The 11,295-nt window shown below is 69.5% G+C and carries 8 protein-coding genes; 1 reads left to right on the top strand and 7 read right to left on the bottom strand.

Features of this window, described 5'->3' with window-relative positions; translation table 11 throughout:
* Position 1: 1 nt before the first annotated feature.
* The 4 genes from OV090_RS47985 to OV090_RS47970 all read right to left on the bottom strand — a co-directional run bounded on the left by OV090_RS47985 (position 2) and on the right by OV090_RS47970 (position 6,074).
* A complete protein-coding gene (locus OV090_RS47985; RefSeq protein ID WP_267707039.1) occupies positions 2-556 on the bottom strand; it encodes a heme NO-binding domain-containing protein in 555 nt (184 codons plus the stop codon).
* 111 nt (positions 557-667) lie between these two features.
* Positions 668-3,259, bottom strand: a complete 2,592-nt coding sequence (locus OV090_RS47980; RefSeq protein ID WP_346660377.1) for a DUF3516 domain-containing protein — start codon at positions 3,257-3,259, stop codon at positions 668-670.
* Positions 3,256-5,022 (bottom strand): hypothetical protein, encoded by a 1,767-nt coding sequence (locus OV090_RS47975; RefSeq protein WP_267707038.1) that lies wholly within the window; start codon positions 5,020-5,022, stop codon positions 3,256-3,258. Before OV090_RS47975 ends, OV090_RS47980 begins: the two co-directional genes overlap by 4 nt.
* Before the next feature lie 14 nt (positions 5,023-5,036).
* Entirely contained in the window at positions 5,037-6,074 is a 1,038-nt protein-coding gene (locus OV090_RS47970) for an alpha/beta hydrolase-fold protein (RefSeq protein WP_267707036.1), read from the bottom strand.
* Between the two features lie 612 nt (positions 6,075-6,686).
* Between OV090_RS47970 and OV090_RS47965 the strand changes: the two genes are divergently transcribed.
* Complete coding sequence (locus tag OV090_RS47965; protein WP_267711828.1) at positions 6,687-8,387, top strand: hypothetical protein; 1,701 nt, start codon at positions 6,687-6,689, stop codon at positions 8,385-8,387.
* A gap of 34 nt (positions 8,388-8,421) precedes the next feature.
* Here the strand turns inward: OV090_RS47965 and OV090_RS47960 are convergent, their stop codons facing one another.
* The 3 genes from OV090_RS47960 to OV090_RS47950 all read right to left on the bottom strand — a co-directional run bounded on the left by OV090_RS47960 (position 8,422) and on the right by OV090_RS47950 (position 10,987).
* Positions 8,422-9,327 (bottom strand): tyrosine-type recombinase/integrase, encoded by a 906-nt coding sequence (locus OV090_RS47960; protein ID WP_267711827.1) that lies wholly within the window; start codon positions 9,325-9,327, stop codon positions 8,422-8,424.
* Positions 9,324-9,500, bottom strand: coding sequence for a helix-turn-helix domain-containing protein (locus tag OV090_RS47955; protein ID WP_267712136.1), 177 nt, complete (start codon positions 9,498-9,500; stop codon positions 9,324-9,326). Before OV090_RS47955 ends, OV090_RS47960 begins: the two co-directional genes overlap by 4 nt.
* Before the next feature lie 305 nt (positions 9,501-9,805).
* Entirely contained in the window at positions 9,806-10,987 is a 1,182-nt protein-coding gene (locus OV090_RS47950; RefSeq protein WP_267711826.1) for a hypothetical protein, read from the bottom strand.
* Positions 10,988-11,295: the final 308 nt, after the last annotated feature.

The raw sequence follows: 11,295 nt of genomic DNA, 5'->3' as shown, positions 1-11,295 counted from the left end.
GTCAGGCGGCCGCCGGTTGGAGTTCGAGACGGAACAGGTCGAAGCCGCCGCGCTCGCGGCCGTGGACGTGCTCGACGGCGATGTCCTCGGCGAACGTGCGGGCCAGGCCCTTGAGCAGGCCGACCACCATCGGCGCCAGCCCCTCGCGGCTCGAGTGATACTCGAGCTCGAGCGCCTGCGGCCCGGCGTCGCGGACCACGAAGCTGGGCGGCCGCATCTTGGCGAACGTCAGGCCGACGCGCGCGTGCATGTTGTCGAGGTTGGCCACGAACTCGCGCAGCGTCGCGCCGAACATCGGCAGCAGCTCGCCGTAGCCGTGGCGCGCGGTGAACAGGATCCAGTGCTCGCCGACCGCCTCGAGCACCTCAGCCGCCGGCGCGCCGAGCACCTCGCTGGCGGCGTCGACCAGCTTGTACGTGATCTCGTCGGGGTAGGACTCCATCGACACGAAGCCCGGCGTCTGCACCCCGGCGCGCGCCTGGATCTGCGCCCACGTGCCCTCGCCGTAGTGCGAGCACACCAGATCTTCGACCGCCTTGTTGACGAGACCGTACATCCTGTCGCCTCCGCGGACGCACCGGCGCCCAGCTCGAGTGTCGGCCAAACACGGGCCCCGGGGCAACGCGGGGACGGGCGGGGTGACACGGAGCGAATGTCGCGCCGAGTCTCACACCCCGATCGCCCGGATCGTCACCAGCGGACCCTCGGGGAAGCCGTCGCCGCGCAGGTCGACCTCGCCCTCGACGTGCCACAGGTTGTCCTCTTCGGGGTCGACGAGCACCTGCGTGACCCGCCAGCGCTGGTCGGCGACCGCCTCGATGCGGGTGTACTTGGGGAACCGGGCCCCGTGGTCGAAGCGCAGCGTCGGGTACTCGGCGTAGTACTCGGCCATCGCCTGGGCGAAGCGCTCGGGGGTCCAGGGGTCCTCGGGGTCTGCGCGCGTGCCGACCGCCGCGTCCTCATAGTCGCGCTCGGCGAGCGCGCGAACCAGCGCGTGCATCTCCGCGCGCACGCGCGCCGCGAACGCCTTGGGATCGGCCGACAGATCGCGCGGCCCGGCGGGCGCGGCTTCGCCCTCGACCACCGGCGGGTGCAGCATGCGCTCCCACTCTTGCAGAAGGCTGGTGTCGACGTGCTCGAACATCGCCCGCAGGAAGCCGATCACGTCGTGCACCTCGTCGGTCTTGGCCGCGTCGGGCACCGTCTGCACGAGGAGCTTGTAGGCCTGCATCAAGTAGCGCAGCAGCACGCCCTCGCTGCGCTGCAGCCCGTACTCCTTGACGTAGTCGTTGAACGCGACGTAGCGCTCGACCATGTCGCGCACCACCGACTTCGGGCGGATGTTCTCCTGCCCGACCCACGGGTGCAGCGCCGAGAACTCGTTGAAGGTGTCGTAGATGAAGTCGGCCAGCGGCTTGGGGTACGAGACCTTCTCGAGCTCCGCCATCCGCTCCTCGTACTCGACGCCTGCCGCCTTGAGCTCGCCGATCTTCTCCGAGCGGGCGCGGTGCTCCTGCGCCTGCAGCACCACCTGCGGGTTCTCGAGCAGCGACTCGACCAGCGACACCACGTCGAGCGCGTAGGTCGGCGAGTCCTGCGGCACGCGGCCGAGCGTGTCGAGCAGGTAGAGCGACAGCGTGTGGTGGAGCGAGAAGTCCTTCTGCAGGTGCTCGTCGAGCCGGACCGCGCGCCCGCCCCCGCCGTCCTTGCGCGCGTCGAGCGGCACCAGCTTGACGATGCCCGCCTTGTGCAGCGCGCGGAACAGCGTCGCCGCCTCGCGCCGGTGGCGGGTCTTGGCCCGCGCCTCGTCGTGCGCCGCCGCGATCAGCTCGACCAGCCGGCGGTAGCCGCCGCCCCACGCGTTGGTGTTGGCCGGCGACTGGATGAGGCTCAAGATCATCCCGAACGACACGACGAAGCGCGACTGCAGCGGCTCCGGCTCGCGATCGATCAGCTTCTCGAACGTCGACTTGTCCCAGGGGACATACCCCTTCTCGGGCGGCTGCCGGCGCACGAACTTCTTCTTCTTCGGGTCGGCCGCCGCCTTGGCCTCGAGCTTCTTGTTCTCGATCACGTGCTCGGGCGCCTGGCACACCACGTAGCCGTGATCGTCGAAACCCTTGCGGCCGGCTCGCCCGGCGATCTGCTTGAAGTCGCGGGCCCCGAGGATCCGCGTCTGCTCGCCGTCGTACTTGCACAGCTTGGTGAACAGGACCGTGCGGATCGGGATGTTGACCCCGACCCCGAGCGTGTCGGTGCCGCAGATCACCCGCAGCTTGCCCTGCTGCGCCAGCTTCTCGACCAGCAGGCGGTACTTCGGCAGCAGGCCCGCGTGGTGCACCCCCACGCCGTGCTTGAGGTAGCCCTGGATCTCCTTGCCGTACGGCGTGTCGAAGCGGAACCCCGCCATCGCCTCGGCGATCGCCGCCTTCTCCTCGCGCGAGCACAGGTTCGTGCTCATCAGGTTCTGCGCCTCCTCGGCGGCCTCGCGCTGGGTGAAGCTGACGATGTAGATCGGCGCGCGCCCGCGGTCGAGCAGGTAGCCGATCGTCTCGTGCAGCGGCGTCTCGCGGTACTCGAAGTCGAGCGGCACCGGCCGGACCGCCGAGCGCACCACCGCGACCTCCTGCTTCGTCAGCCGCTTGAGCCCGTCCTCGACCTTGGTCGTGTCGCCGAGCGTCGCCGACATCAGCAGGAAGGTCGTGTACGGCAGCGACAGCAGCGGGATCTGCCACGCCATCCCGCGGTCGCGGTCGCCGTAATAGTGGAACTCGTCGAGCACCGCGTCGTCGACCGGCGCCATCCGCCCGTCGCGCAGCGCCATGTTGGCGAGGATCTCCGCGGTGCAGCAGAGGATCGGCGCGTCGCGGTTGACGCTCGCGTCGCCCGTCATCATGCCGACGCGGTCGGGCCCGAACTCGCGGCACAGGGCGAAGAACTTCTCGCTGACCAGCGCCTTGATCGGGCTCGTGTACACGCTGCGGCGCTTGCGGGCCACCGCGGCCAGGTGCATCGCGGTCGCCACCAGCGACTTGCCCGAGCCGGTCGGCGTGTTGAGCACCACGTGCTTGCCGGCCAGGAGCTCGAGGATCGCCTCCTCCTGCGCCGGGTACAGCTCGAGCCCCGTCTCGGTGACCCAATCTAAAAAACACTCGAGGATCGCGTCCGACGAGGTGCTCTTGTCGGGCTGCTCGATCAGCTTGGCCGCGAACTCCCGCAGGGTGCGCGGGCCGGCGACGATGTTGTCGATCGCGCTCACTGCGGCAGAATCTCGCCGGCGAGCGGGTAAGAGGGGCGGATGTCGACCGGGATGTTGCCCAGCTTGTCGAGCGCGGCCTGCAGCAGCGGCGTGATCTTGCCGTGCTCGTCGAGCAGCTTGTCGGCCGCGACCTTGTCGCCGCTGTGCTGGATCAGGCAGATGTCGCGCACCAGGTCGCTGATCGCCGTCTCGAGCTTGGCGAGGTCGACCTTGAACTTGCCGCTCGCGCTGTCGGGCGTGACCGCCCCGGCCGCGAGGAAGCGGTTCAGCTGCAGCGCCGCCCCGCGCCCGTGCGCCTCCGCGACGCCGAAGCGGGCGCTGCGGAACAGCCCGGCGAAGTACGACAGCAGCACCTTGTCCTTCAGCTCGGCCGGCAGCTCGCCCTTCTCGATCATGTAGAGCACGTTGTACGCGCCCATCACGTCGGCCTTGGCCTCCTCGAGCGGTGAGTAGCTGGCCTCGAGCGCGACCCGGACGTCGACCTTGTCCTTGCCCTTCGCGTCGCCGCCGACGAACGCCGGCCCGAGGCTGTGCGACAGCTCGTGGAACAGCACCTGCAGGAAGAACGCCTCGCCCGACAGCGACGCGACGTGATCGGCGTGCAGCACCTCGTTCCCGATCGGGCGCATGATCGCCTCGAATTTGGTCTGGATGAGGTTGCGCAGCAGCACCTTCTTGGCGCCCTTCTCGGCGCGGACGCGCTCGTCGTTGGGCAGGTTGAACGCGATCGTCTGCACCGACTTGCGCGCGTCGCCGGCCGAGAACACCAGGTCGACCACGCGGATCGGGCTCTCGCTGCCGCGCTTCGTCTTGACGTCGTCGGGGATCGGCAGGTGCTGCTCCATCTCCGGCAGGTACTTCTTGTACTTCGCCAGCTCGGCCGAGGCCTTGGGGTCGCTGACCGTGACGAACGCCTCGAACGCGGCCTTGAGGCCGAGCAGCTCGTCCTCGTAGGTCTCGTAGGGCCCGATGGTGATCTCGACCAGGCTGTCGAGGTCCATCCAGTCCTTGTCGGACTGATAATAATCGTCGCTGCGGAACGCCTGCGCGCGCGAGCGCAGGAACTTCGTCAGCGACTTGTTCTTCGTCAGCTTGGCCGCGTCCTCGAGCGCCTTGGCGGCCGGGCCGAGCCACTCGCCGTACTCGGCGCTGTAGGGCCGCGCCTCGAGCTTGTCGCCGACGCGGGCGATCACCGTGGTCAGGCTCTCGAACGCCGCCTTGTCCTCCGGATGATCGGCGACCCATTTTTTGAAGGCGTCGGCGCCGAGGTCCTCGGGGTAGAAGCCGGCGCCCGGCGGGTGGGCCAGAGTGGTAGCGAACGGGGCGTAGTGCTCCTGCCGGTCCCACGGCCCGCGCATCACCGTGAAGTAGTCGAGCTTGACGACGCCGAGCTCGCTGGTGTCCTTCTCGAGCTCCGCCCGCAACGACGCGTTGCCGGCCCACGATTGGCGGTCGAAGATCGGGTCCATCAGCCGCGCCGCCTCGATCAGCTTGTCGAGCGCCGCCTTCTCCGCCGGCGGCAGCGCCGTCACGTCGGTCGTCAGCGGCGACCGCACGAACTGATCGATCTTCGTGCGCAGCAGCTCGGCCTGGGTCGGCGGCTTGACCTCCGGCTTCTTCGGCGCCGCCTCCGCCGGCTCGGCGGCCTCGTCCGCGGCCTTCGCCGGCACCTTCGCCCCCGGCTTGTCCCCCTTGCTCACGTCGGGGTTCTGGCACGCGACGAGCGCGAGCGCCACGAAGATGGTCGAGCGGACAGGCGGCATGGGCCCGCAGGATACTACCCGGGGCCCGCCCCGTCGAGCGCGCGCCACAGGTAGGGCAGCGACACGTCGAGGCGGTAGCTGGTGTTCGAGTGGTCGTCGGGGAACTCCTCGTACACGTGCGGGATGCCGTGCGCGGACAGCCGCCGCACCAGCGCGCGCGCGCCGAAGTGCGCGAGGAATTGATCGCGCGAGCCGGCGTCGATGAACAGCCCGTGCAACCGGCGCAGGTTGGCCTGCACCTCCGGCGCCTCGACCATGCGCAGCGGGTCCCAGCGCAACCACCGGGCCCACGCCTCCGCGTCGAGCTCGCACGTGTGCGGGTCGACCGGCAGGCGCACGCCCATGAACGCCGACGGGTCGGGGTCGTAGGAGGCCGCCATCGCCAGCAGCATCAGCGGCAGGTGATCGCCGCCGCCCCACTTCGGCGAGGCCGCGAACGCCTTCAAGTAGCCCTCGATGCCCCCGTGGCGCGCCAGCGCAGTCAGCAGCTTGGGGAAATCTGGCCGATAGACCAGGTCGAAGTTGCAGTCGCCGGCGTGGCAGCCGACCGCGCCCCACACGTCGGCGCGGCGCATCCCGTGGACCAGCGCCCCGTAGCCGCCGCTCGAGTGGCCGAACAGCGCCCGCCCCGCGCGCCCGGGCTTGACGCGGAACTCGCGCTCCAGCCGCGTCGGCAGGTCCTCGGCGAGGAAGTCCTCCCATTGCCCGAGCGCGCTCGAGTTGATGTACTGATTGCCGCCCAGCGCGGTGAAGCAGTCGGGAAACACGCCGATCACCGGCCCCATCGCCCCGCTGGCGATCAGCCGATCGAGCCGCTGCGGCATCGACTCGCCGAACCCGGTCCACCCGAGCCGCTTGAGCCCCGAGCTGCTGTACCCCGCGAGGTCGACGAAGATCGGATAGCGCTCGTTGCCGCGGTCGTACCCCTCCGGCAAGTACACCGCGACCGCCCGCGACGACGGGTCGCCGATCACGTTGGCCGCCAGCGCGGGCGAATCGATCTCGATGGTGACGGTGGTGCCGCGCGGCTGGGCGTAGTTGTGAGTCGGCATGTCGGCGGCCGCGAGCATACACCGCGCGGCGACGCTCGTCGACCAGGCGGGCGGCGTTCGCCGGTCGATCCGGCTCCGCGGACGCGCCGCGCATCTTCTGTCCTCCGGGACATGCCCCATGGGCCATCACGCCTCTCGATCGCCGCTCCTCGGCTCTGTCGCTACCGCTCGCGTTCGCGAGCTTCGTTGGACGTCCGACGTCTCGAGCGCGCCGGCGCTCCTCGACTCTTCGGCGAGATCTGTCATTGCGGCTGTTCACAGGACGACTACAGGATCGCCCTCGGGTGATTCGAGCCAGAGGCCGCATCGCGGGCGGTGGGCCCGCGAGCTCGGCGCGATGGTTCGCCGCGGGGCGCTCTGCTGTCGAATTCGCCGCTGCTGCTCCGGTCGCCAGGGGCCGCCCTGAAGAGCGGCCGCGCGCCTGCAATGTATGCCGCGGTCTCATCGTGAGCGCTGCGCGGCGCGGTCATGCCCGATCCGTCGTGACTGCGACGACCGGCGCAAAGCGGCATCCTCGTCGCCGACACCTTCTTGTCCTGATTCGACTGTCGCGCTGCGCCGGGTGTCCGCGGCCGACATTGGTTCACGTCCGTAGCGACGAGAGATCGGCACATGTACCCCAGCAAAATCCATCCATCCTTTCGCGTCTCGCATTGCGTCTTCGCGGCCGCCCTGGCGGCGTCCGCCTGTGACTCGAGCGTCGAGATCACGGTGAACATCCACACCTCGGCGGGGGTGTGCGGAGACGGCGTGCTCGGCATCGGCGAAGAGTGCGACGACGGGGTCGGCAACGGTCCCGGCGCGGCGTGTCGCCAGAATTGTCAGCTCAACGAGTGTGGCGACGCCGATGTCGGCCCGGCCGAGGAGTGCGACAACGGGCCGAACAACGCCGACGCCGCGGCGTGCAAGCTCGACTGCACGCTGCAGGTCTGCGGAGACGGCCACGTCGGGCCGGGCGAGGGCTGCGACGACGGCAACGACGTCGACGCCGACGCGTGCAGCAACGCGTGCGTGGCCGCGACCTGCGGCGACGGTGCGGCCCAGGCGACCGAGGAGTGCGACGACGGCAACCTCGACGACACCGATCTGTGCACCTCGGCCTGCACCGCGGCGACCTGCGGCGACGGGTTCCTGCAGGCGGTGGCCGGCGAGGCGTGCGACGACGGGGCGCTGAACAACGACGGCGGTGATTGCACGCTCGCGTGCGCGATCGCGGCGTGCGGCGACGGCCTGCTGCACGACCAGGGCAACGGCGCAGAGGCCTGCGACCAGGGAGCCGCCAACGGACCGGGGCAGGCGTGCCTGGCCGATTGCACGCTCAACGTGTGCGGCGATGGGGACATGGGCCCCGGCGAGGGCTGCGACGACGGCAACACCGACCCCGGCGACGGCTGCACGGCCGCGTGCGTCCTGGAGGAGTGCGGCAACGCGATCGTCGATCCGGGCGAGGACTGCGACGACGGCCAGAACGGCGAGCAGGACGACGGCTGCACCGACCTGTGCCGGCTGCCGCTGTGCGGCGACGCGTTCGTGCAGCCGAGCCTCGGCGAGTCGTGCGATCACGGGGCGGGCAACAGCGACCAGGCCGAATGCACCCTGGAATGCGCGCTGGCGGTGTGCGGCGACGGCCTGGTGTGGGCGGACGAGGAGCAGTGCGACGCGGGCGCGGCCAACGGCCCCGGCCAGGCCTGCAAGGCGGACTGCAACGTCAACGTGTGCGGGGACGGGGACGTGGGCCCGGGCGAGGCGTGCGACGACGGCAACTTCGTCAACGAGGACGCGTGCACCAACGTGTGCAAGCTGGCAGACTGCGGCGACGGCTTCGTCGGCGCGGGCGAGGCGTGCGACGACGGCAACCTCGTCAACGAGGACGCGTGCACCAACGCGTGCGAGCCGGCGAGCTGCGGCGACGGCTTCGTCCAGCCCGGCGAGCAGTGCGACCTCGGCGACCTCAACGCCGACGACGGCGCGTGCACCCTGGCCTGCCTGCTCCCGGCGGACACCTGCGGCGACGGATCGGTCGATGCCGGCGAGGCGTGCGACGACGGCAACGGCAGCAACACCGACGCGTGCACCAACCTCTGCGAGCTCGCGGAGTGCGGCGACGGCTTCGTGCAGGCCGGCGAGCAATGCGACGACAGCGACGGCACCTCGCTCGCCGAGCACTGCACCGGCTGGACCGCCTCCGGCGGCTTCTCCGTGGTGGGCATCGAAGGCCGCAACAACGCCGTCGACTTCAACTGGACCGCCCGGTCGTTGCTCAATGCGTCGAACTGCTCGACGCTGCAGCGGCTCTATTGCTTCGAGCAGTGAGCTGAAGGCGAATTCAATCTAAGATTCCGAGCACTTACGAGTGCTCGGAAGTGCGTCTCCCCGACGTCTCCAAGGCGTGGATCGCGCTGGAGCTGCCGCGGCGACGGTCGACGTAGTCGCTCGCGGTCTGAAGATCCTTGTGGCGGAGGTGGCTGGCGACCGCGGCCACTCCGCCACCACCCTCGGCGATCCGCGTGCCGCACGACTTGCGGAGGACGTGGGTGCCGTGCCAGGGCAAGCCCGCGCGCTTCACGAGCGCCTTCATCCAGGACTTGATGTGGTGCTCCTGGAAGTGACTTCCCTGGTTGTCGAGCACGAACGGGCCGCCGTCGAGACCGAGTAGGACAGCGACGACGAACATCGGCCCCATCGCTTGAGCCGCGGCGAGCAGCGCTACCTGCTCCTGGTCGTCGTAGGCGACCGCGGGCTTGCGCTTCCTGCGGGGAATCTCGAAGTCCACCGGCGCGCTCTTGATCTCGTTCTCGGCGATGGCCCGATTGAACACCCGGCGGAGGGTCTTGAGCACCTCGCACATCGTGTTATGCGACTTGCTGACCAGCGACTTCTTGATCGCGGTGATGTCCTTGGGCGTCACCTCGTCGAGCCGCCGGCGAGCCAGCACTGGGAGCAAGTACAGGCGCAGATACCCGTCGTAGTTCATCAGCGTGTTGGTCCCGAGCCGGTCGGCCTGGCACAGGTCGAGGAAGGTCTTGGCGAACTCCTCGAACATCGGGGGCGGCGGCTTCTCGGGCTCGGGCTCGGGCGCGAGGAGCTGAGCGAGGAGTTCCTGCTCGAGCGCCTTGGCCCATCGCTCGGCGGCGGACCTGCCGGTGACCGGCGCCTTGACTCGTTGGCGGAGCTTGCGCCCCACCGCGTTCTCGACGCGAACGTCAACTTCAAATTCATTCTTCGATCCCTTCCACGGGCGCAGCGTGATCATGGTTGACCTCCCGCGCTCGCACTTTTCGCCGAGAGCCATTGTGCGATGATCCGGGGGTCGAAGCGAAGGGTTCGACCGAGCCGGAGACCTCCCGGGATCCCGCCCCGCGCGTGCCGGGCATACACTGCTCCTTTGCTCGTGCGGAGCAGTACGGCGAGTTCCTCGACCGTCATGAGCGGCGGCGGCAACGGTACGTCCTCGCGCGAACTCACGGCGTCCGGCGCCTGCGGATGGGCGATCGACCCGCTGCTGTCCGAAGAGACATGCCGTCTCCGGCGACCCGCTATATTGTAAGGATGCGTGCTCTCCACGAACCACCTCCCGAAATTCAAACCACCCACTTCTCCAATGCTCGACCCGACTTCCCGAACGTGCCGCTCACGGCGGCGCGGGCCAGAGTCGGCTCTGGTTTATGACGCGAGGCAGCACGGCTCGCGCCTCGGCCCGCACGAGCCTTCAGAGCCTGATGCCGCCGTGGTCAGCCATGGGTCGCGGCCGCTCCGGCTTGGACCATCGACCGCATGATGAGCAACTCACTCTCGATCGTGCTCACCCGCGCGAGCCCCTTCTGGTGGTGCTCCTCGTACTCTTCGGTGAACGCGCTGATGAGCCCGAGCGCCTGAACGACCTCGTCCTCCGTCACCGCCGGCAGCGGCTCCGCGGGCTCGCTCGACCCCTCGGGCGCGTCATGCACGTGCGGGGTTCCTGCCGCGACCTCGGTCTTCTCCGCGCTCGGTCGATCCACCACGGAGGTGTCGGCCTCGAGCGCCGTCGTCTCCACCTCCGCAGCAACGACGACGAGCGCCGGCTTCGCGCGTTGCTCGAGTTCCTGGCGCAGGGCGGCCAGCTCTGCCTCGGCTCGCGCGAGACGAACGTCGAGCACCTCCTCGTACGCCCTCATGCGCTGGCGCAGCGCCGCGAGCTGGCGCTCGACGAGGCTGACGAGGGGTGGAGCTGCAACGTTCGGCGACGCGGGTACATCGGCCGACGAATGTCTGGTCGCTGAGCCGCCGGAGTTCGCTGCCCCCGCGGCCTGACGTGCCTCGCGAGTGAACTCGGGACGGAAGCTCGGCTGCTCCGCCTCCCCGACACCAGCCGCCGCGGCTCTCGCCGCCTGCCGCGCCTCGCGGGTGAACTCGGGACGGAAGCTCGGCTGCCCGGCCTCGCGGGTGAACTCGGGACGGAAGCTCGGCTGCTCCGCCTCCCCGACACCAGCCGCCGCGGCTCTCGCCGCTTGCCGCGCCTCGCGGGTGAACTCGGGACGAAACTCGGGCGACGGTGCGGGCTGAGCGGGCGGCGGCGTGACCAGCGGCCCGGTCGGCGTCGATTGAGCGCTTCCCGGGAATCCGAACTGCTTGGCCCACTGCTGAAGCAACTTCTCCGGCTCGGGCGAGCCGACGATCATCGAGGCGACCTGCTTGGCCTCGTCACTGCCGCCCATGAGCTGCGCGAGGGCCTGCTCGATGCCGGGGATCTTCAAGCCCGCCTGCGCCATCACCTCGTCGAGGGTGCCGGGGCTCCCAGCCTCCCTGGCGACGCGCTCCTGACGGTGCTTCTCCGCCTCGACGAAGCCGTTGGCGATCAGCATCGCCACCGAAATCCAGCTCGGCGCGTTGGAACTTGGCGTCTGCTGCAGTTCGACGCCGTCGAAGATCTTCATGGCTGTCCTCCTCCCCGTTCTGTTTGGGTGACCTCGTGCGCAGGCGGCCGAATTCCTGTGCAGTGCTCCACAAGTCGTTTGCTTCCTCGGCGACTACGTCCGGCGCGGTCCTGACAACCATCCACCGCATCGGCTCCACGCCTCCGATGGCACCAGCCAAGCCCAGCGAGGACCGATGTGCAAGACGGTTCAACGCTCTTTTTCCGCGCCGATGCGGGGCGGATTGTGACAGCTCGCCACTGCGCCGCGCCACTCCGCGCGCGACTTGGTACCCTATCGGTGGCCGAAGAGCACCGCGAAGGTACGGG

It is taken from the genome of Nannocystis sp. RBIL2, assembly GCF_026626745.1.
Classification (GTDB): Bacteria; Myxococcota_A; Polyangia; order Nannocystales; family Nannocystaceae; genus Nannocystis.
This window is presented reverse-complemented; position numbering and strand designations above follow the sequence as displayed.

Coding starts and splice junctions, on each gene's coding strand:
- OV090_RS47985 (WP_267707039.1), bottom strand. CDS start 556: ATGTACGGTCTCGTCAACAAGGCGGTCGAAGATCTGGTGTGCTCGCAC.
- OV090_RS47975 (WP_267707038.1), bottom strand. CDS start 5,022: ATGCCGCCTGTCCGCTCGACCATCTTCGTGGCGCTCGCGCTCGTCGCG.
- OV090_RS47970 (WP_267707036.1), bottom strand. CDS start 6,074: ATGCCGACTCACAACTACGCCCAGCCGCGCGGCACCACCGTCACCATC.
- OV090_RS47965 (WP_267711828.1), top strand. CDS start 6,687: ATGTACCCCAGCAAAATCCATCCATCCTTTCGCGTCTCGCATTGCGTC.
- OV090_RS47960 (WP_267711827.1), bottom strand. CDS start 9,327: ATGATCACGCTGCGCCCGTGGAAGGGATCGAAGAATGAATTTGAAGTT.
- OV090_RS47955 (WP_267712136.1), bottom strand. CDS start 9,500: ATGACGGTCGAGGAACTCGCCGTACTGCTCCGCACGAGCAAAGGAGCA.
- OV090_RS47950 (WP_267711826.1), bottom strand. CDS start 10,987: ATGAAGATCTTCGACGGCGTCGAACTGCAGCAGACGCCAAGTTCCAAC.